Genomic DNA, 23,155 nt, shown 5'->3' with positions numbered 1-23,155 from the left:
GGCAGCTTCAGCACCGCCGCGAAGGCCTCCGCCAGTTGCACCTCCAGCGCGTCTCTCGGTGCCACGAAGGGCGCCGCGCCCCGCAGACTCTCCACGTCTGGCGCGGGCAGCTTGCTTCTCGCCAGCTTCCCGCTCGGCGTCAGCGGCAGCGCCTCCAGCTTCATCAGCGCAGGCGGCACCATGTGCTCCGGAAGCTTCCGCGCCAGCGCCTCGCGCAGCACCTCCGGCTCCCACTCCACGCCCTCCCCCAGCACCACGTACCCCACCAGCCTCTTGTCCCCCGGCGCGTCCTCGTGCACCCCCGCCGCCGCGTCCCTCACCCCCGCCAATTCCCTCAGCGCCGCCTCCACCTCCCCCAACTCCACCCGGAAGCCCCTCACCTTCACCTGCTCGTCCAACCGGCCCAGGAATTCCACCACCCCGTCCCCTCTCCACCTCGCCCTGTCCCCCGTCCGGTACAGCCTCGCCCCCGCCTCCCTCGCGTACCCGTCCGGCACGAAGCGCTTCGCCGTCAGCTCCGCCCTCTCGTGGTACCCCTGCGCCAGCTGCGCCCCGCCGATGTACAGCTCTCCGGCCACTCCAATCGGACACAGCCTCCCCTGCCCGTCCAACACCAGCAGCTTCGTGTCCGGCAGCGGCACTCCAATCGGCGGCAGTCTCGGCCAGCTCCCCGGCGGCCCCTTCAACCGGTGCGCACTCACCACGTGCGTCTCCGACGGGCCGTACTGATTCTCCAGCACGCACCCCGGCAACTTCTCGAAGAAGGCCACCACCGCCGGCGTCACCTGCAACTGCTCTCCCGCCGTCACCACTTCCCTCAATGACGTGGGCACACTCGCCCCGTGCGCCACCGCGTCCGCCAGCGCCTGCAGCGCGACGAAGGGCAGAAACAACCGCTCCACCTGGTGACTCACCATGAAGTCCAGCAGCGCCGGCACGTCCTGCCTCAGCGCCGCCGGCGGCACCACCAGCGCCCCTCCCGCGCTCCACGTCGAGAAGATTTCCTGGAAGGACACGTCGAAGCTCAGCGACGCGAACTGCAACGTCACAGCCTCCGCCTTCACCGAGTGCGCCCGCTGCCACAGCAACAGGTTGCACAGCGCCGCGTGCGACAGCGCCACCCCCTTCGGCTTCCCCGTGCTCCCTGACGTGTACACCACGTAGCAGGTGCCTCCCGGTGGCACCGCCCTCGGGGGCGCCATGTCCGGACGCCTCCCTATCTCCTCCGCCTCCTCGTCCACGCACAGCGCCAACTCTCGCGCCCGCTCCGGCAGCACCGCGCGCTGACTCGCCCGCGTCAGCACCCGCACCACCTTCGCATCCTCCACCATGTACCCCAGCCGCTCCGCCGGGTACTTCGTGTCCAGCGGCACGTACGCCGCCCCCGCCTTCAATATCCCCAGCACCCCCACCAACTGCTCCAGCGAGCGCTCCATGCACAACCCCACCCTGTCCCCCGCACCCACTCCCGCACCGCCCAGGTGCCACGCCAGCTGATTCGCTCGCTTCTCCAACTGCGCGTACGTCAGCTCCTCCCCTTCGAACACCACCGCCACCGCCTCCGGCGTCCTCCCCGCCTGCGCCTCCACCAACTCGTGCGCGCAGACCTCCCAGCGTGGGCCCGTGGCTGAAGGGTTCCACGCCTCCAGCACGAGGCGTCGATCCGCTTCCGAGACGAGCGGCAATTCGGACAAGCGGTGGAGCGGGTTGGCGACCGCGCCCTCGAGGAGCCGTTGCAGGTGCACCACCAGTCGCTCCGCGGACGCGGGCTCGTAGAGGTCGGTGCGGTACTCCAACGTTCCGGTCAGACCGGTGGGCGTCTCGCGCAACATCAACGTGAAGTCGAACTTCGCGGTGCCACTGTCGACGTCCACGGACTCGAAGGAGAGTCCCGGAGTGGCGAGCTCCATGGGCGGGGTGTTGAGCAACACCATCGCCACCTGGAAGAACGGCGTGTGCCCCGGCTGCCGTTCGGGCTGGAGCACCTCCACCAGCTTCTCGAAGGGCACATCCTGGTGCGAGTACGCCCCCAGCGTCGTCTCACGCACGCGTCCCAGCAGCTCGCGGAACGTCGGGTCTCCCTTCAGCTTCGTGCGCAGCACCAGCGTGTTCACGAAGAAGCCGATGAGCTCTTCGGTCTCCATCTGCTGGCGACCCGCGATGGGTGCCCCCACGCAGATGTCTTCCTGTCCCGAGTACCGCGACAGCAACGCCTGAAGTCCCGCGAGGAGCCCCATGAACAGCGTGGCGCCCTCGCGCTGGCACAGGCTCACCAGGGCCCGGGTGAGCTCCCGTGAGAGGTCCACCTTGATCACCGCGCCTGGATTGCGAGCATCCAGGGCACGCGGATGATCGGTGGGCAGCTCCAGCAATGACGGTGCGCCCTCGAGCTGTTGCTTCCACCAGGAGAGCTGTCGCTCCAGGACATCGCCCTGGAGCCACTCGCGCTGCTGGACGGCATAGTCCACGTACTGAAGGCCCAGCTCCGACAGCGGGGAGTGCCGCCCCACGCTGTAGGCCTCGTAGAGCGTGACGACCTCTCGGATGAGCACGGCGATGGACCAGGCGTCCGCGATGATGTGGTGCATCGTCACGAGCAAAAGGTGCTCGTTGACGTCCAGCCGCACCAGCCCCGTGCGCAGCAGGGGGCCGCGCGTCAAGTCGAACGGCCGTCGGGCCTCGGCCCAGACCAGCCGCAGCGCCTCTGCTTCCTTCTCGGACTCCGGCAGCGACGCCAGGTCTTGAAGCGGCAGCCGCATCCGCAGGGGCTCGCCTCGCGAGATGACCTGGACCGGCTTGCCCTCACGGGACTGGAAGACGGTGCGCAAGGACTGGTGGCGTCGCACCAGTTCGGTGAAGGCCCGCTCGAGCGCCTGCACATCCAGCGCGCCCTTCAACCGGAGCGCGGCGGGGATGTTGTAGAGGGGACTGCCGGGCCTGTACTGGTCAAGGAACCAAAGCCGCTGCTGGGCAAAAGAGAGCATCTCTTCCTCCGTGTCGCCCTGCTCGTTGGAACTACGGAACCGCGCACGCGCTCGCGCGAGCATCGACTGCGGAGCGTTGCCAGGCTTGAGCCGGACATCCGCCTCGATGCGCTTCGCGAGCGCCGCGACAGATGGCGCTTCAAAAAGAGTCCTCAAGGGAACCTCGGCCTTGAGCAAGGCGCGGATGCGCGCCACCAACTGGGTCGCCAACAATGAGTGGCCACCGATGCTGAAGAAGCTGTCGGTGACGCTGACGCGAGGCAGCTTCAGCACCGCCGCGAAGGCCTCCGCCAGTTGCACCTCCAGCGCGTCTCTCGGTGCCACGAAGGGCGCCGCGCCCCGCAGACTCTCCACGTCTGGCGCGGGCAGCTTGCTTCTCGCCAGCTTCCCGCTCGGCGTCAGCGGCAGCGCCTCCAGCTTCATCAGCGCAGGCGGCACCATGTGCTCCGGAAGCTTCCGCGCCAGCGCCTCGCGCAGCACCTCCGGCTCCCACTCCACGCCCTCCCCCAGCACCACGTACCCCACCAGCCTCTTGTCCCCCGGCGCGTCCTCGTGCACCCCCGCCGCCGCGTCCCTCACCCCCGCCAATTCCCTCAGCGCCGCCTCCACCTCCCCCAACTCCACCCGGAAGCCCCTCACCTTCACCTGCTCGTCCAACCGGCCCAGGAATTCCACCACCCCGTCCCCTCTCCACCTCGCCCTGTCCCCCGTCCGGTACAGCCTCGCCCCCGCCTCCCTCGCGTACCCGTCCGGCACGAAGCGCTTCGCCGTCAGCTCCGCCCTCTCGTGGTACCCCTGCGCCAGCTGCGCCCCGCCGATGTACAGCTCTCCGGCCACTCCAATCGGACACAGCCTCCCCTGCCCGTCCAACACCAGCAGCTTCGTGTCCGGCAGCGGCACTCCAATCGGCGGCAGTCTCGGCCAGCTCCCCGGCGGCCCCTTCAACCGGTGCGCACTCACCACGTGCGTCTCCGACGGGCCGTACTGATTCTCCAGCACGCACCCCGGCAACTTCTCGAAGAAGGCCACCACCGCCGGCGTCACCTGCAACTGCTCTCCCGCCGTCACCACTTCCCTCAATGACGTGGGCACACTCGCCCCGTGCGCCACCGCGTCCGCCAGCGCCTGCAGCGCGACGAAGGGCAGAAACAACCGCTCCACCTGGTGACTCACCATGAAGTCCAGCAGCGCCGGCACGTCCTGCCTCAGCGCCGCCGGCGGCACCACCAGCGCCCCTCCCGCGCTCCACGTCGAGAAGATTTCCTGGAAGGACACGTCGAAGCTCAGCGACGCGAACTGCAACGTCACAGCCTCCGCCTTCACCGAGTGCGCCCGCTGCCACAGCAACAGGTTGCACAGCGCCGCGTGCGACAGCGCCACCCCCTTCGGCTTCCCCGTGCTCCCTGACGTGTACACCACGTAGCAGGTGCCTCCCGGTGGCACCGCCCTCGGGGGCGCCATGTCCGGACGCCTCCCTATCTCCTCCGCCTCCTCGTCCACGCACAGCGCCAACTCTCGCGCCCGCTCCGGCAGCACCGCGCGCTGACTCGCCCGCGTCAGCACCCGCACCACCTTCGCATCCTCCACCATGTACCCCAGCCGCTCCGCCGGGTACTTCGTGTCCAGCGGCACGTACGCCGCCCCCGCCTTCAATATCCCCAGCACCCCCACCAGCTGCTCCAGCGAGCGCTCCATGCACAGCCCCACCCTGTCCCCTGCCCCCACTCCCGCCCCGCCCAGGTGCCACGCCAGTTGATTCGCTCGCTTCTCCAACTGCGCGTACGTCAGCTCCTCCCCTTCGAACACCACCGCCACCGCCTCCGGCGTCCTCCCCGCCTGCGCCTCCACCAACTCGTGCGCGCAGACCTCGGCGCGTGATTCGACGGTCGTCGCGTTCCACGTCTCCAGCACGAGGCGTCGGTCCAGCTCCGTCACGAGGGACAGCTCGGACAGGCGCAGGTGAGGCGCCACCACCGCTCGCTCCAGCAAGCGCTCCAGATGCGCCACCAGGCGCTCCGCGGTCGCGGGCTCGTAGAGGTCGGTGCGGTACTCCAGCATCCCCGACAGCCCCGTGGGCGACTCGCTCAGCGTCAGCGTGAAGTCGAACTTCGAGGTGCCGCTGTCCACATCCAGCGGACGAAAGCGCAGCCCCGGACTCTCCAGCGCGGCCATGGGGGTATTGACCAGGACCAGCGCCACCTCGAAGAACGGCGAGCGCTTGGGCTGGCGCTCCGGCTGGAGCGCCTCCACCAGCTTCTCGAAGGGCACGTCCTGGTGCGAGTACGCCCCCAGCGTCGTCTCACGCACGCGAGACATCAGCTCACGGAACGTCGGGTCTCCGTCCAGCTTGGTGCGCAGCACCAGCGTGTTCACGAAGAAGCCAATGAGTCCTTCCGTTTCCGGAGAGGTGCGTCCCGCGACAGGGGCCCCCACGCAGATATCGTCCTGCCCCGAGTACCGCGACAGCAGCGCCTGAAGCCCGGCGAGGAGCCCCATGAACAGCGTGGCGCCCTCCTGACGACAGAAGCCACGCAGCATGCGGACCAGCCCCACCGGCAGCTCCACCTTGAGCACCGCGCCCGGGTTGGAGGCCCCGGCGATGCGAGGGTGGTCCGCCGGAAGCTCCAGCGCGGGCGGGGCGCCCTCCAGGCGCTGCCTCCACCACGAGAGCTGTCGCTCCAGCGCCTCCCCTCGCAGCCGCTCGCGCTGCCGCACCGCATGGTCCGCGTACTGGAGGGGCAGCTCCGGCAGCGGCGAGGGCCGGCCCGCGCTGAAGGCCTCGTAGAGCGCGACCACTTCCCGGATGAGCACGGAGATGGACCACGCATCCGAGATGATGTGGTGCATCGTGACGACGACCACATGCTCGCGCTCCGTCAGTCGCAACACCCGCGCGCGCAAAAGCGGACCCCGGACCAGGTCGAACGGCCGCCGAGCTTCCTCGCGCACGGTGCGCAAGCCGATGGCTTCACGCTCCGACTCCGGCAGGTAGCGCAGGTCCTCCACTTCCAGGGCCATGGGCGCGTTGCCCGCGTGAGCCACCACCTGGAGCGGCCGCCCATCCCTCGCGGGAAACACCGTGCGCAGCGACTGATGTCGACACACCAGCTCCGTGAACGCCCGTTCCAGCGCCGCCACGTCGAGCGTCCCCTCCAGCCGCAACGCCGCTGGCAGGTTGTAGAGCGGGCTGCCCGGTGCGTACTGGTCCAGGAACCACAGCCGCTGCTGCGCGAACGACAACTCCGCCTGACGCTCGCACGGAACCAGCGATGACGGCCGCGCCTCACGCGAGGGATGCAGTGGCTCCAGCACCTCTCCGGGCTGCAACGCCACCAGCGCATCGATACGTCCCGCCAGCGCCGATACAGTCACCAGGTCGAACATCTCCTGAAGCGACAGCTCCACCCGCAACGACGTCCGGATGCGCGAGAGCACCTGTGTCGCAAGCAGGGAGTGGCCACCGAGTTCGAAGAAACTGTCGAGCGCGCCCACCTGCGGGATGTTCAACACCTCACTCCAGATATGCGCGACCGCGCGCTCCGTGTCGGTGCGGGGTTCCACCGCACGGGTGACGCTGCGCTCTACGAGGAGGTCCTGGGAGCGTGGCTGGGTCATGGCGAGGGGCCTGGGAGGGGAGTCCAGGTAAAACAAGTCTTACTGAGAAAACCTGTGCAAATGCACGCAGCCCCCTACCAAGGATGACGGGTTCACACTTGGGCGCGTGGTGTACGACTGACCCGGGGATGCATCGTTCAGGGCAGGGCATCCGTAAAATTGCTTCAAGCCTGGATGACCAGCGCACTGCGCCAAAGCAGACTGTCCTATAGTGCTCGTTTCAAACCGACCATGAAGACAACGCTCTCACTCATGACGCTCCTCGCCGCTGGTGTCAGCCACGCCGCGGGGTTTCAGATCGACACGCAGAGCGCTCGCGCCACGGGCCTGGGCAACGCGGCCACGGCGTGGCTGGAGGACTCGTCCGCGATCTATTCCAACGCGGCCAACATCCTGGGCGTGAAGACGTTGGACATCACCGTGGGCGACACCGGAATCCTCCCGAGCCTGAAGTTCACGCCGACGGGGGGCACCACACAGGGACAGAAGCTGACGCTGTCACCACCGCCGCATGTCTTCGCGGTGTTTCGGCCCTTCGAGAAGCTCGCGTTCGGCGTGGGTGCGTACACGCCCTATGGCGCGCGCAGCCACTGGGAAGCGGACTTCGTGGGGCGCTTCCGCGGGCAGGAGTCGAACCTCGCCGCGTATTACATCAACCCCACCGTCGCGTATCAGCTCCACGAGTCCGTCCGCGTGGGCGCGGGCGTGGACGTCGTGCGCTCCACGGTGGAGATCCGCCGGGCGCTGAACTTCCTGGAGAGCGAGGGCTCCATCCACCTGGGCGGCGGCGCCTGGGGCGTGGGCTTCAACGCGGGGCTCCAGGCGGAGCTGCTTCCCGGGGAGCTGACGCTGGGCGTGCACTACCGCAGCTCGGTCGCCGTCACGTTCGAGGGGAAGGCGGACTTCCAGAACATCCCCGTGGAGTTCCAGCAGCGCATGTCGGACCAGCGCGTGAGCGCGGACGTCACCTTCCCCGCCACGCTCGCCATCGGACTGGCCTTCTACCCCGTGGAGCGGCTGACCATGGCCCTGGACGCCCAGGTCACCTACTGGTCCAGCTTCGAGGAGCTGGCCATCACCTTCCCCGACACGCCGCAGCTCAACAACCCGTTGGCCAAGAGCTGGTCGACGAAAATCAAGTACCACCTGGGCGCCGAGTACGCCGTCACGCCCCATCTCCAGGCGCGCGCGGGGCTGGTCGCCGACCTGTCGCCGAGCCCCTCGGACACGCTGACGCCGGACCTTCCGGACGCGGACCGCTACAAGGTCGCCATCGGCGCGGGCTACACCACCACGGCCGGCCTGCGCGCGGACGTGGGCTACCAGTTCGTCTTCCTCGCGGACACGGAGAGCACCGCGCCGGGCATTGACGGAACCTACTCCGGCTCCGCGCACGTGCTCGGCGTGACGCTCGGCTACGCCCTGTAATCAGCCCCCGGGATTGGCGATGACATCCATCGTCCGGTGCATGCGCGCCAGTCCCAGCCGCACGAGCGCGCGTCGCATCTCCGCCTGCCCCCAGAAGTGCTTGCGGAACACGTCCCGGTCCAACCGCAGCAGCGTGCAGGGCGTCAGGGCCTTCACCGTCGCCGTGGCCCGGTGCCCTCGCAGCAGGGAGACCTCGCCGAAGAGGTCTCCCTCCACCATGTCGGGATACGCCGTCGTGTGCCCATCCGCGTGCGTGTGGAAGACGCCGCAGCGGCCGCGCAACAGGATGTAGAGCGCCTCACCTGGCTGGCCGTAGGTGAGCAGTTGCGCCCCGGCCTCCACCGCGCAGGGGACGAGCGCGCTGCCCAGCTGCGCCCACAGCTCCGGCGACAACTCGCTCAACACGGGACTGCCGCACAAGGCATCCGCGAGCAGCCTCTCGCGACACCGCATGGCGACCACCGGAGCGTCCAGTCCGTAGCGCGAGCCCGTCAGCGACAGGCCCGTGTGAGACAGCTCCCGCAGCACCGTCCGCTCCAGCGTGACGACGCTCGCGGTCCGGGGACACTTCGCCATCATCGCCAGCTCTCCGAAGAAGCCGCCGCCCGAAAGCTGCGTCACCAGGCGGGCCTCGCGACTCCCGGCCTCCCGGTACACGCCCACCTTGCCTTCCAGGATGACGAACATCGACGAGCCCGGGTCTCCCTCGCGAACCACCACGCGGCCCGCGGGGAGGAATCGCGTCCACACCGGGAGTGGAGCGGGCCCCACCGGCGACGCCTCGGGCGCGGGAATCGTGGCGCCCACGCGCGGGGACGATTCCCCAGGCTCGGGAGTCTGAGTCGAACAGGGACCTGGGGAAGCCAGACGCGCCATGCTGCCTCCACGGTGGAGCCGCATGACAAACCTAGACGCCTTTGAAATATGCCGCAGTGAACGGCTTCACATCCCAAATGCCCAGCGGTGCTAAGGGGTTTCCCTGCCCAGGCGCTCGGGCTGGACCAGGGTGATGACTCCCCCCTCGTAGGACAGCAATCCCTCGCGCACATAGAAGCGCAGCCACTTGTTGGTGCTCTCCCGGGTCAACCCGCAGAGGTTCGCCAGGTCTGTCTGCGTGAGGTTGCAAGGGATGACCACACCTCCGGGCCCGTGAACACCCTGCTCCCTCCCCAGGTCAAGCAACACCCGAACCAGCCGCTCCCGCGCATCCAGGAAATGGGTGTCATGAACCAGCTGGGTGACATGCCTGACCATCTGGCTCAAGGTCGCCAGCAAGCCCAGCGAGACACCCGGACGGGTCTCCAGAAACCGGCGGAAGTCCTCCCTCTGGAGGGTCAGCAACTCCGACTCCTCGCGCGCGACGGCATCCGTGGACCGGGGCTCTCCATCCAGCAACGCCAGCTCCCCGAAGAAGTCCCCCCGCCCCAGCAACGAGAGAATGACTTCCTTGCCGTCGGGCGAGCTCAGCCGGATGTCAATCTCACCGCGCCGGATGATGAACAGCGACGTCCCCACGTCTCCCTGATGGAAGACAACCTCGCCTCGCGCGAAACGTCGCGGACGCAGCAGCGCGGAAAGACTCTCCAGGGCTTCGTCCTCCAGTCCAGCGAAGAGCGAGACTTCGGACAGCAGCGCAGCGTGTGACATGGCATCCCCCATGGCTCACCCAGACGCTCTCGCGCCCACGCGAATCAGAACCCACTCACACCCCACATTGCATCACCCCCGCCCGGGTGGAAACGCGTCAACGCATTCGCCCCGGAGTCTCAGCACTCTTGACACCGCGCGGCGCACATGGCACTTAGTCGCCCAATAACGATAATGAGAACCATTCTCATTATCCCACTTTTACCTCGGACCCCTCGGGTACCGGCAGGAGAAGGCCCCGATGGGAGACACACCGCGAGTGGCACTGGTGACGGGTGCCGCGCAAGGCATTGGCGCCGAGGTCGCGCGGGTGTTGGCCGGTGAAGCGACCATCGCCGCGCTCGACACGAACGCGGAGGGCCTGCTGTCGCTGGTGGCGGAGCTGCGCGGCAAAGGCCAGCGGGCCACGGCCTGGCCCGTGAGCGTGAGTGACGCCTCCGCGGTGGAGACCGTCGTGGAGCGCATCGAGAAGGAGCTGGGGCCCATCCACACGCTCGTCAACGTCGCGGGGGTGCTGCGGATGAATCCGGTGGTGTCGCTCAGCGACGAGGACTGGGCCACGACGTTCGGGGTGAACACGAACGGGGTGTTCCATGTCTCGCGCGCGGTGGCCCGGCGCATGGTGCCTCGCCGCGCGGGGGTCATCGTCACCGTCGGCTCCAATGCCGCGGGGACACCCCGGATGCAGATGGCCGCGTATGCCGCGTCCAAGGCCGCGTCCACCATGTTCACCAAGTGCCTGGGCCTGGAGCTGGCTCAGTACGGCATCCGCTGCAACGTGGTGTCTCCGGGCTCCACCGACACGGCCATGCAGCGGGGCATGTGGAAGGACGAGCACGGCGCCGACGCCGTCATCGCCGGAGCCTCGGAGACGTTCCGCGTGGGCATTCCCCTGCGGCGCATCGCCACGCCCCGGGACATCGCGGAGGCGGTGCAGTTCCTCGCGTCGGACCGCGCGCGACACATCACCATGCACGACCTCTGTGTCGACGGCGGCGCCACGCTGGGCGTCTGAGCCCGCGCCCTCCTCCACCCGGCGCCCGGGTGGCTCGAAGTTGAGATGGATTCTTTGTTTCAGGATTGAAACGACAGGTTTGCTCCAGGGCCGCGCCCGCGACGAGGGCGTGGCCTTCGGAACAGGAGGTTGGCTGTGAAGACGACCGAACGCGCAGTGGCAACCCAGAAGCTGGCCGCGCAGTTGCTCGAGAGCTACGAAGCGGGCTCCTCATTCTTCTTCGCCTCACCCCGCCGCACGTTGCTGGCGCAGGGCACCTTCGCCACGGTGCCGCACGTGGGCGGGACGAGCTCGCTCGCGCGGCTGCCCGAGCGCGTGGCGGCGGTGCTCAGCGAGGCGCGGCAGGCGGACCACGACATCCCGGTGGCGGTGGGCGCGGTGCCCTTCGACGGGCGCGTCCCGGCGCAGCTCGTGGTGCCGATGACCATCCAGCGCGCGGGGCCTCTCGTATTCGACGACGTGGCGATGCCCCACCAGGGCGTGCCCACGCGCTACACCGTGCAGCCCGTGCCGGAGCCGGCCGCCTACCTGGACGGCGTGGCTCAGGCGCTGAAGCTGATGGAGAGCGGCCCGTTGCGCAAAGTGGTGCTGTCGCGCTCGCTGCACCTGAGCTCCACGACGCCCATCGACCTGCAGCGGCTCTTGCACAACCTGGCCCGGCGCAACCCGTCTGGTTACACCTTCGCGGCGGACCTGCCCACGCGCCCGGGGCTGATGCCCGGCGAGGGTCGGCGCACGCTGATTGGCGCGAGCCCGGAGCTGCTGGTGTCGCGCTCGGGAATGCAGGTGCTGGCCAACCCGCTGGCGGGCTCGATTCCGCGCAGCCCGGACCCGGTGGAGGACCAGGCCCGCGCGGCGGCCCTGCTCCAGTCCCCCAAGGATTTGCACGAGCACGCGGTGGTCATCGACGCGGTGGCGGAGGCCATGCGGCCGTTCTGCAAGACGCTGGATGTGCCCGCGAAGCCGTCGCTCGTCAGCACCCAGACGATGTGGCACCTGTCCAGCCGCATCGTGGGAGAGCTGGCGGACCCGTCCATTACGTCGCTGACGCTCGCCGTCGCGCTCCACCCCACCCCGGCCGTCTGTGGCTACCCGACGGAGCTGGCGCACGCGACCATCGGCCACATCGAGCCATTTGACCGCGGCTACTACACGGGCACCGTGGGTTGGTGCGATGTGAATGGTGACGGCCAGTGGGCGGTGACCATCCGCTGCGCGGAGGCGGACGAGAACTCGCTGCGGCTGTTCGCGGGCGCGGGCATCGTCGCGGGCTCCAAGCCGGAGTCGGAGCTGGCGGAGACCGAGGCGAAGTTCCGGACGATGCTGGTCGCCATGGGCCTGGGTCAGGGCGTCGAGGTGAAGCCGTGAGCCAGGGCGACTCCCGGCTGCCCGGCTGCCCCACGTGGCCCCAGGATTACGCGGAGCGCTACCGCCGCGCGGGCTACTGGAAGGGTGAGACCTTCGGACGGATGCTGCGCGAGCGCGCCGAGCGTCATGGCGAGCGCACCGCGCTGGTGTCCGGCAAGGAGCGCTGGACGTACCGCGAGCTGGACGCGCGCGTGGACCGGCTCGCCGCGGGCCTCAAGGGCCTGGGCATCCAGCCCCAGGACCGCGTGGTGGTGCAGCTGCCCAACATCGGCGCGTTCCACGAGGTGTGCTTCGCCCTCTTCCGCCTGGGGGCCCTGCCCGTCTTCGCGCTGCCCGCGCACCGCGCCTCGGAGATCGGCTACTTCTGCGAGTTCACCGAGGCGGTCGCCTACGTCATCGCCGACCGGCACGGCGGCTTCGACTACCGCAACCTCGCCACCAGCGTGCAGGCGAAGACGCCGTCGCTCCGGCACGTCATCGTCGTGGGAGACGCGGGGCCCTTCACTTCGCTGGAGAGCCTGTATGCCGACTCGCCCGTGGAGCTGACGGAGCCGCGTCCCGACGACGTCGCCTTCTTCCAGCTCTCCGGCGGCAGCACGGGCGTGCCCAAGCTGATTCCCCGCACGCACGACGACTATCTGTACAGCCTGCGGGCCAGCGCGGAGATCTGCCAGCTGGACACGTCAAGCGTGTACCTCTGCGCGCTGCCCGCCGCGCACAACTTCCCCATGAGTTCGCCGGGCGTGTTCGGCACGTTCTACGCGGGAGGCACCTCGGTGCTGGCCCTGCACCCGAGCCCCGACGTGGCCTTCCCGCTCATCGAGAAGGAGAAGGTCACCATCACCGCGCTGGTGCCTCCGCTGGCCATGGTGTGGCTGGACGCGGCCAAGGCGCGCAGGCATGACCTGTCCAGCCTGCGCGTGCTCCAGGTGGGCGGCGCGAAGTTCAGCGCCGAGGCCGCCGCGCGCGTGAAGCCCGCGCTGGGCTGCACGGTGCAGCAGGTCTTCGGCATGGCCGAGGGACTGGTCAACTACACGCGCCTGGACGACTCCGAGGAACTCATCGTCAACACGCAGGGCCGCCCCATCAGCGTGGACGACGAGATTCGCATCGTCGACGAGGACGGCCAGGACGTGGCGACGGGTGAGACGGGCCAGTTGCTCACGCGAGGGCCGTACACCATTCGCGGCTACTACAAGGCGGAGGCGCACAACGCTCGCGCCTTCACGTCCGACGGCTTCTACTGCACCGGAGACCTGGTGCGGATGACCGCGGACGGCTACCTCGTGGTGGAGGGCCGCGCGAAGGATCAGATCAACCGGGGCGGCGACAAGGTCGCGGCGGAGGAAGTGGAGAACCACCTCCTGGCCCACCCGGAGGTTCACGACGCGGCCGTCGTCTCCATGCCGGATGCCTTCCTGGGCGAGCGCACCTGCGCGTTCGTCATCCCCCGGGGCACGCCTCCCGCCGCCACGTCGCTGACCGCGTTCCTGCGGGAGCGGGGGCTGGCGGCCTTCAAGATTCCGGACCGGGTCGAGTTCGTCGAGACGTTCCCCAAGACGGGCGTCGGCAAGGTCAGCAAGAAGGCGCTCCGCGAGACGCTGAGCCGCCCCACCGCTCCCCGCTGACACACCCTCCCCTCTCCTTCCTTCCAGAAAAGGACCCCTCATGGCGCTCCCAGCCATCACCCCCTATCCGATGCCCGGTGCCGCCGACCTGCCGAAGAACAAGGTCGCGTGGACGCCCGACCCCAAGCGGACCGTGATGCTCATCCACGACATGCAGCGCTACTTCGTGGAGGCATTCACCCCCGGCCAGTCCCCCGTGACGGAGCTGGTGCCCAACATCCAGCGGCTTCGCGCGCACTGCCTCTCGCTGGGAATCCCCGTCGTCTACTCCGCGCAGCCGGGCGGCCAGACGCCGGAGCAGCGCGGCCTGCTGCTCGACTTCTGGGGCGGCGGCATCAACGGCGGTCCGCTCCAGAAGCAGATCATCGACGCGCTCACGCCGGGCGAAGGTGACGTCCAGCTCACCAAGTGGACCTACAGCGCGTTTCGTCGCACGGACCTGCTGGAGATGATGCGCGCGCGCGGCAAGGACCAGCTCATCATCTGCGGCATCTACGCGCACATCGGCTGCCTCCAGACGGCCAGCGATGGCTTCATGAGCAACATCCAGCCCTTCCTGGTGGCGGATGCGCTGGGCGACTTCTCCCTGGCGCACCACCAGCTCGCGCTGAGCTACGCGTCGCAGCTGTGCGCCGTCACCACCACCACGCAGCAGGTCATCGACTCGCTGGGCCTGCCCGCCGTCAAGGGTGCTCCCGGACTGAGCCAGCACCAGGTGCGCGCGGATGTCGCGGAGCTGTTGCAGCAGTCGGTGATGGAGGTGAACGAGGATGCGAACCTGCTCGAGCAGGGCCTGGACTCCATCCGGCTGATGAGCCTGGTGGAGCGGTGGCGGAGCGCGGGCGCGGAGGTCACCTTCGTGGAGCTGGCGGAGCGGCCCACGCTCACCGAGTGGTACGTGCTCCTGCGCGCCATGCCCCTTCCGCCTCCTGACGCGAGCAGCGTCCAGGTGGCCCTCCACCGTTAAGCGCCGCCCACGGAAGCGAGGCTCCCCCCACCTCGCTCCATGCCGATGCCCCCTCTCGAAGGACCTGCGATGACCGAAACACACGACGCACGCTGGCCGCTCACCGCGGCCCAGCACGGAATCTGGGTCGGTCAACAGCTCGACCTCGCGAGCCCGATCTACAACGCCGGGGAGTGCATCGAGCTTCGTGGCGCCATCGTCCCCGAGCACTTCGAGGCCGCCGTCCGTCAGACGGTCGACGAGGCGGAGGCCCTCCACGCGCGCTTCGAGTCCACCCAGGAAGGCTCCTCCCAGCTGGTCAGCCCCCGCGTGGAGTGGGCGCTCCAGCACGTGGACGTGTCCACCGAAGCGGACCCGTGGGCCGCCGCCCAGGCGTGGATGAAGGAAGACCTGACGCGCACGGTGGACCTCACCCGAGGGCCGCTCTTCGCCCAGGTCCTCTTCAAGGCGGGGCCGGAGCGGTACTTCTGGTTCCAGCGCGTGCACCACATCGCCATGGATGGGTATGGCTTCTCGCTGCTCACCCGGCGCGTGGCGGACCTCTACACGTCTCGCGTAACGGGCAAGGCCGCGCCCGCGGGCTTCGGTCCCCTGCGCCCCGTGCTGGACGAGGACGCGGCCTATCGCGCCGGTCCCCAGTTCCAGAAGGACCGTGACTTCTGGGTCGGCCGCCTCGCGGACGCTCCGCTGCCGGTGACGCTGGCGCCGCCGGCCCCCATGTCCGCGTCGTTCGTTCGCTCCACCCGGATGCTCGCGGGCACCGATGTGGAGCGGATGCAGGCCGTGGCGAAGCAGCTCGGACTGACGTGGCCGGACCTGGTGCTCGCGGCGACGGCGGCCTGGATTCACCTGCGCACCGACGCGCCGGAGGTCGTGCTTGGCCTTCCAGTGATGACACGGCTGGGCTCGGCCGCGCTGCGCGTGCCGTGCATGGCCATGAACATCGTGCCGCTGCGAGTGCCCGTCTCCCCCGGTGCCACCCTGGCCTCACTGGCCCGGCATGTCGCCGCGGAGATGCGCGCGTCCAGGCCCCACCTGCGCTACCGCTACGAGCAGCTTCGACGCGATCTGCGCCGCGTGGGTGGGCAGCGCAAGCTGTTCGGCCCCGTGGTCAACATCATGCCGTTCGACTACGGCGTGCGCTTCGCGGGCCTGCCCGGCATCGCGCACAACATCTCCGCGGGGCCCGTCGAGGACCTCTCCATCGGGATTTATGCCCGCTCGGACGGCGGTGGCCTGCGCGTCGACTTCGACGCGAACCCGGTCTGCTACGACGCGCGCGCCGTGGACTCCCATCAGCAGGAATTCCTCCGGCACCTGGACACGTGGCTCGGCGCGCCCGAGCAGGCCGTTCGCGAGCAGGTCCTGTCGACCGGTGGCGACGCGTCGGTCCTGGATGGAGGCCCGCTCCCCGCGCCCGCCCACCCGGTGCTGGAGCTCATCGAATGCCAGTCCCGTGAGCAGCCGGACGTCATCGCCGTGGAGCATGGCGAGCACCGCCTGACGTACGGCGAGCTGTGGCGGGTCGCCGGGTCGCTCGCGGAGCGCCTCGTCGCCGAAGGCGTCCAGTCCGACACGCCCGTGGCGGTGAAGGTGCCACGCGGAATCGACGCCATCGTCGCGTCGCTGGGCATCCTGCGCTCCGGCGCGGGCTACCTCCCGCTCGACCCCACCGGCCCCGCCTCCCGCTCGGCCGCCATCCTCGACGACGCCGCGCCCTCGCTGATGGTCCTCCCGTCGGAGACCGTCTCCGCCACGGACGCGAGCCCCCGCGCGGCCGGGCACCTGACCGTCCTGAAGCGCGACGTCGCCGCGCAGACGGTCACCCCTCGCGCCGAGGCTGAGCGGCTCGCGTACGTCATCTACACCTCCGGTTCGACGGGCCAGCCCAACGGCGTGCAGATTCCTCACCAGGCGCTGGCACACTTCGTCGCGGGCGCCACGCACCGCTACGCCGTCACCCGCGAGGACCGCATCCTCCAGTTCGCGCCGCTGCACTTCGACGCGAGCGTGGAGGAGGTCTTCCTGGCGCTGACCTCGGGCGCGCGGCTGGTGCTGCGCACCGACGAGATGCTCCAGTCCGTGCCCCGCCTGCTCGAGTCCTGCGCGGTCCACGGCATCACCATCCTCGACCTGCCCACCGCGTTCTGGCACGAGCTGGCCTACGCGGTGTCCACGGGCGCGGCGCGGCTGCCATCCTCCCTGCGCACCGTCATCATCGGGGGCGAGGCGGCCCTGCCAGAGCGCGTCGCCCGCTGGCGGGCCACCGTCGGTCCGAGCGTACAGCTGCTCAACACCTACGGCCCCACGGAGGCCACGGTGGTGGCGACGGTGGCGTCGCTCGCGGACGCCGGTGGTCCGGAGTCCGAGCGTGACGAGGTCCCCATCGGCCTGCCGCTTCCCGGCGTCCGCGCGGTGCTCGTGGATGCGCAAGGACGACTCGTCGCTCGGGGCTCGGAGGGCGAGCTGTGCCTCATGGGCGGCGCGCTCGCGCGGGGCTATCTCGGCCGGCCGGAGCTGGACAAGGCTCGCTTCATCTCCCTGGCCGCGCTGCCCGGCCAGCCCCGCGCCTACCGCACCGGCGACAAGGCCCGGCTGCGGGAGGACGGACAGCTCGTGTTCGTCGGTCGCGTGGACGACGAGCTGAAGATCAGCGGACACCGAATCGACCCGGCCGAGGTGGAGACGGTGCTCCTGGGCCACCCCGGCGTGCGTGAGGCCGCGGTGGTCGGACAGGTGCTCCCGGGCGGCGCCCGCCGGCTCTGCGCGCACATCGTCGCGGAGGCCCCCGTGCCTTCCGCCGCCGACCTGCGCAAGCACCTGCTCGCGAACCTGCCCGCGCCCATGGTGCCGGGCGCCATCGTGTTCGCCGAGCGCCTGCCTCGCACCAGCACGGGGAAGATCGACCGCGCCGAGCTGCGCAAGGCCACCACCACCGACGCCTCCTCCACCGTGGCGCAGGCCACCACGGAGCTGGAGCGCGTGGTGCTCGGCATCTGGGAGGAGGTCCTCGGCGCCACGGGCCTCACCGCGCAGGACGACTTCTTCGACCGAGGGGGCCAGTCCCTCCAGAGCATCCAGGTGGCCAACCGCCTGGGCATCGCCCTGGGCCGGGAGGTCCCCGTCGCCACGGTATTCCGCTACCCGACGGCCGCCGCGCTGGCCCAGGCGCTGGAGCACGGTGAGGCCACCGGCTCCGAAGCAAGCGGCCCGAGCACCACGATGCTCGCCGACTCGGAGCTGTCCGAGGACATCGTCCCCCGTCCGAGCACCACCGCGCCCCAGGGCGTGGGCGGCAGCTTCGAGACGCGCTTCCCGGAACCCCGTCAGGTGCTGCTCACGGGCGCCACGGGCTTCGTCGGCGCCCACCTGCTGGACCAGCTCCTGCGCCAGACGCGCGCCCGCGTGGTCTGCCTGGTCCGCGCCAGCGACGAGGCCCAGGCGATGGAGCGCATCCGCGCCGCGCTCACGTCCCAGCAGCTTCCGACGTCGGGCCTCGCCGAGCGGGTGCTCGCGCTGCCGTCGGACCTCACCCAGCCGATGCTCGGACTGGACAGCGCGCGCTTCCACGGGCTGGCCGCGGAGTGTGACGTCATCCTGCACAACGCCGCCGTCGTGAGCGTCGTGCGCGAGTACGGCAGCGTCCAAGCCGTCAACGTCAAGGGCACGCGCGAGCTCTTGCGACTGGCCGCCGCCGTGCGCCTCAAGCCCTTCCACTACGTGTCCACGCTGGCCGTGGCGCCCCAGGCGAACGTGAGCCCGGAGGTGCCCGAGGACTTCGTGCAGGCCCACCCCGGACTGCGTGACGGCTATCAGCAGAGCAAGTGGGTCGCGGAGCGACTGGTGCAGCACGCCTCCGAGCGCGGCCTGCCCGTCGCCGTCTACCGGCTGGGCCGCGTCGTCGGCGCGACGGACACCGCCATCGTCAATCCGCAGGATCTGGTCTGGCGCATCCTGCTCGCGGGCATTCCCTCCGGCTCGCTCCCGCTGCTCGACGTGGGAGAGACCTGGACCCCCGTGGACTACGTGGCGCGCGCCATCGTCAAGCTCTCCCGCGTCGCCACGCCCGGCACGGTGTTCAACGTGACGCCCGTGCCCGACGTGCGACTGCCGGACCTGTTCCGCTGGGTGGGCGAGTACGGCTACCCCGTGGACCTGCTCCCCATCCCCGCCTGGCGCGCCCGCGTCGCCGAGCGCGCCGGCACCGCGGACAACACCACCACCCTGGCCTTCTTCGACCTGCGCTCCGGTGACTTGGCGCCCGCGTTCGGCCTGGGCCCCATCCGCTGTCAGCGGTTGCATGAAGCCCTGGAGGGCACTGGCATCACCTGCCCCCAGGCGGATCGCGACCTCTTCTTCCGATACCTCGCCTGGTGCGTCACGCGCGGCCTGCTGCCCGCGACGCCTGGCTCCCCCAAGGAAACGGCCCCCTCGTGATGAACCGAACCTGGAATCCCCGCACCTGGCGGGAGAAGCCCGTGAAGTACATCCCGGATGACTATCCGGACATGCGCGCCCTCCACCGAGTGGAGGAAGAGCTGTCCCGACTCCCTCCGCTGGTCCACCCCTCGGAGACGCGGCGGCTCACCGCCTCGCTCGCGCAGGTGGCACAGGGCAAGGCCATCCTGCTGCAAGGCGGAGACTGCGCGGAGAGCTTCAAGGAATTCACCACCGACAACATCCGCGACACCTTCCGGCTCATCCTCCAGATGGCCGTGGTGCTCACCTTCGCGGGCGGACGCCCCGTGGTGAAGGTCGGAAGAATCGCCGGCCAGTTCGCCAAGCCGCGCTCCAGCCCCGTGGAGACGCTCGACGGTGTCACCCTCCCCGCGTACCGGGGCGACATCATCAACGGCATGGACTTCGAGGCCGCCGAGCGAATCCCCGACCCCAAGCGGCTCCTCAAGGCCTACCACCAGTCCTCCGCCACGCTGAACCTGCTGCGCGCCTACTCGCAGAGCGGCTACGCGGACCTGTGCAACCTGCACCGGTGGACGCTCGACGGCGTCTCCGGCTCACCGCAGGGAGACCAGTACCGCAAGCTCGCGGACTCCATCTTCGAGTCCCTCTGCTTCATGAGCGCGCTGGCGCCATCCCCGGAGTACACGGCCGCGCCCACGCCCACGCCCGTGGACCTCTTCACCAGCCACGAGGCCCTGCTCCTCAACTTCGAGGAGTCGATGACGCGCATGGAGCCCGGCTCCGGCCACTGGTTCGACGCCTCCGCCCACATGCTGTGGATTGGCGAGCGCACCCGCCAGCTCGACGGCGGCCACGTGGAGTTCATGCGCGGCATCCGTAACCCCATCGGCGTCAAGTGCGGGCCCACCATGGACCCCGACGACCTCCTGCGCCTGATGGACGCGCTCAACCCGGAGGCCATCCCCGGACGCCTCACGCTCATCGGCCGCTTCGGCTCCGACAAGGTCGCCGACTGCCTCCCGCGCCTGATGGCCGCCACCCGCCGCGACGGCCGCCCCGTCATCTGGTCCATCGACCCGATGCACGGCAATACCCACAAGGCCAGCAACGGCTACAAGACACGCTCCTTCGACCGCATCCTCTCCGAGGTGAAGTCCTTCCTGGAGGTCGCCTCCTCCGAAGGCGTCCACCCGGGCGGCATCCATCTGGAGATGACCGGGCAGAACGTCACCGAGTGCCTGGGAGGCCCGCTGGCCGTGACGGAGGACGACCTCCACAGCCGCTACCACACGCACTGCGACCCCCGCCTGAACGCGGACCAGGCACTCCAGCTCTCCTTCATGGTCGCGGAAAAGCTTCAGGCCCTGAAGACCCCCCACGCCAGGGCAGCCTGAGTCACCCATCAACCCTTGACAGCACTGGGTCTACAGGAATACACGGCCTCGCAAATGAAAATGAGAACCATTTTCATAATCCCCACTGGGCGCGGACGAGAGGTCGTTGGCCGGATGCGTTGGAGCGTGGCGGTGATGGTGTGGCTCGCGTTCGCCCTTCCGGCGCGAGCCCAGGTGGCCGGTGAGGCCCAGGTGCCGGCGGCGGCGCAAGCCCCGGCGCCGGTGCCGGCCGTGGTGGCGCCGAAGCTGGTGACGTTCGTGGAGGCTGCCTACCCGGCCGAGGCGGAGCAGGCCCGGCTGGAAGCCACGGTGCGGTTGAAGCTGACGCTGGATGACCAGGGCGTCGTCACGGAGGCGGAGGTCCTCGAGCCCCAGGGACACGGGTTCGACGAGGCGGCGCGACAGGCCGCGCTGAGCTTCCGCTTCGAGCCGGCCCGGCGTGAGGGCGTCGCCGTGGCCTCGCGCATCGCCTACAGCTACGAGTTCCGCCTCCCCGTGGAGCCCACGCCCGCCCCCGTGGTCGAGACTCCCGCTCCGGCTCCGACGCCCGCACCGGAGGCCGTGGCCCAGCCGCCCGCTCAGCCCGAAACGCCCGGGGTCACCGCGGCGCCGGTCGACGTGAGCCAGGAGGCCATCGACGTCACCGTCGAGGGTGAGTCCGTGGCCAACCGCCGGCGTCGCTCCGCCGAGGCGGTGAAGGTCATCGAGACGGAGAACCTCCAGCGCGAAGCCGTGGACATGGGCCAGGCGCTGGCGCGCAGCGAGGGTGTCGGCGTGCGCCGCGCGGGAGGCCTGGGCAGCCGGGCCCGCTTCTCCCTGGCGGGGCTCGCGGATGACCAGGTCCGCTTCTTCATCGACGGCGTGCCGCTGGAGCTCGCGGGCTACGGCCCGGACTTCGCAAACGTCCCCGTCAACCTGGTGCAGCGCATGGAGGTGTACCAGGGCGTCGTGCCGGTGCGCTTCGGCGCGGACGCGCTGGGGGGCGCCGTGCAGATCGTCACCACCGAGAACCTCCAGGGCAGCGGGGCCTCCGCGTCCTACGAGATTGGCTCGTTCGAGACCCACCGCGTCGCCGCGAGCGCGCAGCACGTGGCCAGCGCCTCCGGCCTGTTCGTCCGAGCCAGCGGCTTCTTCGACTCCAGCCCCAATGACTACCGCGTCGACGTCCGGGTGGAGGACAGCTCGGGGAAGCTCAGCGACGCGCGGCTGCCGCGCTTCAATGATGCCTTCCGCGCGGGAGGCGGCGGCGTCGAGGTCGGCTTCCTGGACAAGCCCTGGGCGCGGCGCCTCATCCTGCGTGGCTTCGCCTCCGCGTCCACCCAGGAGATCCAGCACGACACGACGATGAAGGTGCCCTATGGCGAGGTTGACTCGGGCAACCAGTCCGGCGGCGCCACGCTCCGCTTCGAGCACACCTATGACGGCGGCCTCATCGCCGATGCCGTCGGCGGCTATGTCTTCCGACAGGCGCGGCTGAGCGATCAGGGCCGCTGCGCCTACGACTGGTTCGGCCGGTGCGTCGCCGAGCTCCCGCAGGCCGGCGAGATGGAGAGCCGCGCCGTCGACCGCCATGTGGGGCAGCACACCGGCTTCGCGCGCATCAACCTGGGCTGGAGCTTCACCCCCAACCAGATGCTGCGGCTCGCGGTGTCGCCGACCTGGGTGAAGCGGACCGGTGAGGACCGCGCCCTCCGGAACACCGGACTGGTGGACCCGCTCAGCGCTCGCCGCGGCCTCTACACCCAGGTGACCGGGCTGGAGCACGAACTGGATGCCTTCGACGAGCGGCTGGAGAACATCGCCTTCGTGAAGAGCTACGTGCAACTGGCCCGCGCGGACCGGCTGAGCCCCGACAACAGCTTCATGCCCGTGGACCGGGACACCTTCACCTTCGGCGTCGGTGACTCGCTCCGCTACCGGCTGTCGTCCCTGTTCATCGCCAAGGCATCCTACGAGTGGGCCACGCGCCTGCCCCGGCCCGACGAGCTGTTCGGCGATGGCATCCTCATCGACGCGAACCTGGAGCTGGATCCAGAGACCAGCCACAACCTCAACCTGGAGCTGGCGCTCGACACGCGCGAGACGCGGCACGGCTCGTTCCGGGGCGGCGTGATGGGCTTCGCGCGACTGGCGGACCAGCTCATCATCCCCCAGGGGCGCGAGGGCTACTTCACGTACCAGAACGTCTTCGCGGCCCGCGCCCTGGGCGGCACCGGCGCGGCCGGGTGGACGTCTCCGGAGCAGTACTTCTTGCTGGACGGCAACGTCACCTGGCAGGACGTCCGCAATGTCTCCAGCGAGGGGGCCTTCGGCATCTTCGAGGGGCAGCGGCTGCCCAACCGTCCGCACCTGCTGGCCAACGGCAGCGCCCGCTTCCAGTTGAGCGGCCTGGCCTCGTCACGCGACGAGCTGTCGCTGACCTGGCACACCCGGTACATCCACTCGTTCTACCGGGGCTGGGAGAAGCTGGGCACCCAGGATTCGAAGCAGGACATCGACGCGCAGCTCCTGCACTCGCTGGCCCTCACCTATGTCACCCGGACCGCGCGCGCGACCTTCAGTTGGACGGTCGACGTGCAGAACCTGACCGACGCCACCGCCATGGACTTCATGGGCGTTCAGCGTCCCGGCCGCAGCGTCTCCGCCAAGGTGGTCGCGGAGCTCTGAGTCACCAACACGCAGTCATC

At 69.7% G+C, this 23,155-nt stretch carries 11 protein-coding genes; 8 read left to right on the top strand and 3 right to left on the bottom strand.

What is annotated here, in order from left to right; all coding sequences use genetic code 11:
- Positions 1-6,491: non-ribosomal peptide synthetase (locus tag HUA74_RS17685; RefSeq protein ID WP_174455426.1), on the bottom strand; the 6,491-nt coding region annotated here is incomplete at its 3' end.
- A 339-nt stretch (positions 6,492-6,830) separates the two neighbouring features.
- On the opposite strand from HUA74_RS17685, the gene HUA74_RS17680 reads away from it, so the two are divergent.
- On the top strand, positions 6,831-8,027 hold the full coding sequence (locus tag HUA74_RS17680) for an OmpP1/FadL family transporter (protein ID WP_174455425.1): 1,197 nt from the start codon (positions 6,831-6,833) through the stop codon (positions 8,025-8,027).
- On the opposite strand, the gene HUA74_RS17675 is transcribed toward HUA74_RS17680, so the two are convergent.
- Positions 8,028-8,834 carry a cyclic nucleotide-binding domain-containing protein gene (locus tag HUA74_RS17675; RefSeq protein WP_246137614.1) on the bottom strand — a complete coding sequence of 269 codons (807 nt, stop codon included), beginning with the start codon at positions 8,832-8,834 and terminating at the stop codon, positions 8,028-8,030.
- 159 nt (positions 8,835-8,993) lie between these two features.
- Positions 8,994-9,674 (bottom strand): Crp/Fnr family transcriptional regulator, encoded by a 681-nt coding sequence (locus tag HUA74_RS17670; protein WP_174455424.1) that lies wholly within the window; start codon positions 9,672-9,674, stop codon positions 8,994-8,996.
- A gap of 241 nt (positions 9,675-9,915) precedes the next feature.
- Here HUA74_RS17670 and HUA74_RS17665 point away from each other — a divergent pair, with 241 nt between their 5' ends.
- The 7 genes from HUA74_RS17665 (at position 9,916) to mxcH (ending at position 23,135) form a co-directional block, all read left to right on the top strand.
- Positions 9,916-10,689: a 2,3-dihydro-2,3-dihydroxybenzoate dehydrogenase gene (locus tag HUA74_RS17665; protein WP_141646962.1), complete on the top strand. Its 774-nt coding sequence runs from the start codon at positions 9,916-9,918 to the stop codon at positions 10,687-10,689.
- A gap of 135 nt (positions 10,690-10,824) precedes the next feature.
- Positions 10,825-12,057 carry an isochorismate synthase DhbC gene (gene dhbC / locus HUA74_RS17660; protein ID WP_141646963.1) on the top strand — a complete coding sequence of 411 codons (1,233 nt, stop codon included), beginning with the start codon at positions 10,825-10,827 and terminating at the stop codon, positions 12,055-12,057.
- The gene (locus HUA74_RS17655) at positions 12,054-13,685 is read left to right on the top strand and encodes a (2,3-dihydroxybenzoyl)adenylate synthase (protein WP_174455423.1); all 1,632 of its coding nucleotides are present in this window, start codon (positions 12,054-12,056) and stop codon (positions 13,683-13,685) included. Before dhbC ends, HUA74_RS17655 begins: the two co-directional genes overlap by 4 nt.
- Positions 13,686-13,725: 40 nt before the next feature.
- On the top strand, positions 13,726-14,652 hold the full coding sequence (locus HUA74_RS17650) for an isochorismatase family protein (RefSeq protein WP_174455422.1): 927 nt from the start codon (positions 13,726-13,728) through the stop codon (positions 14,650-14,652).
- Positions 14,653-14,721: 69 nt separating this feature from the next.
- Positions 14,722-19,089: a myxochelin non-ribosomal peptide synthetase MxcG gene (mxcG, locus tag HUA74_RS17645; RefSeq protein ID WP_174455421.1), complete on the top strand. Its 4,368-nt coding sequence runs from the start codon at positions 14,722-14,724 to the stop codon at positions 19,087-19,089.
- Positions 19,089-20,468, top strand: a complete 1,380-nt coding sequence (locus tag HUA74_RS17640) for a class II 3-deoxy-7-phosphoheptulonate synthase (RefSeq protein ID WP_174455420.1) — start codon at positions 19,089-19,091, stop codon at positions 20,466-20,468. Before mxcG ends, HUA74_RS17640 begins: the two co-directional genes overlap by 1 nt.
- A gap of 114 nt (positions 20,469-20,582) precedes the next feature.
- Positions 20,583-23,135 carry a TonB-dependent siderophore myxochelin receptor MxcH gene (gene mxcH, locus HUA74_RS17635; protein WP_254625106.1) on the top strand — a complete coding sequence of 851 codons (2,553 nt, stop codon included), beginning with the start codon at positions 20,583-20,585 and terminating at the stop codon, positions 23,133-23,135.
- Positions 23,136-23,155 lie beyond the last annotated feature (20 nt).

The organism is Myxococcus sp. CA051A, from assembly GCF_013336705.1.
GTDB lineage: Bacteria > Myxococcota > Myxococcia > Myxococcales > Myxococcaceae > Myxococcus > Myxococcus llanfairpwllgwyngyllgogerychwyrndrobwllllantysiliogogogochensis.
Note: the sequence above shows the minus strand (reverse complement) of the source record. Positions and strands in the feature narration are given on the sequence as shown.

What these genes read in the sequence shown, in the direction of transcription:
- mxcH (WP_254625106.1), top strand. Translation starts at nt 20,583, where the DNA reads ATGCGTTGGAGCGTGGCGGTGATGGTGTGGCTCGCGTTCGCCCTTCCG.
- mxcG (WP_174455421.1), top strand. Translation starts at nt 14,722, where the DNA reads ATGACCGAAACACACGACGCACGCTGGCCGCTCACCGCGGCCCAGCAC.
- HUA74_RS17665 (WP_141646962.1), top strand. Translation starts at nt 9,916, where the DNA reads ATGGGAGACACACCGCGAGTGGCACTGGTGACGGGTGCCGCGCAAGGC.
- HUA74_RS17670 (WP_174455424.1), bottom strand. Translation starts at nt 9,674, where the DNA reads ATGTCACACGCTGCGCTGCTGTCCGAAGTCTCGCTCTTCGCTGGACTG.
- HUA74_RS17650 (WP_174455422.1), top strand. Translation starts at nt 13,726, where the DNA reads ATGGCGCTCCCAGCCATCACCCCCTATCCGATGCCCGGTGCCGCCGAC.
- HUA74_RS17680 (WP_174455425.1), top strand. Translation starts at nt 6,831, where the DNA reads ATGAAGACAACGCTCTCACTCATGACGCTCCTCGCCGCTGGTGTCAGC.
- HUA74_RS17640 (WP_174455420.1), top strand. Translation starts at nt 19,089, where the DNA reads ATGAACCGAACCTGGAATCCCCGCACCTGGCGGGAGAAGCCCGTGAAG.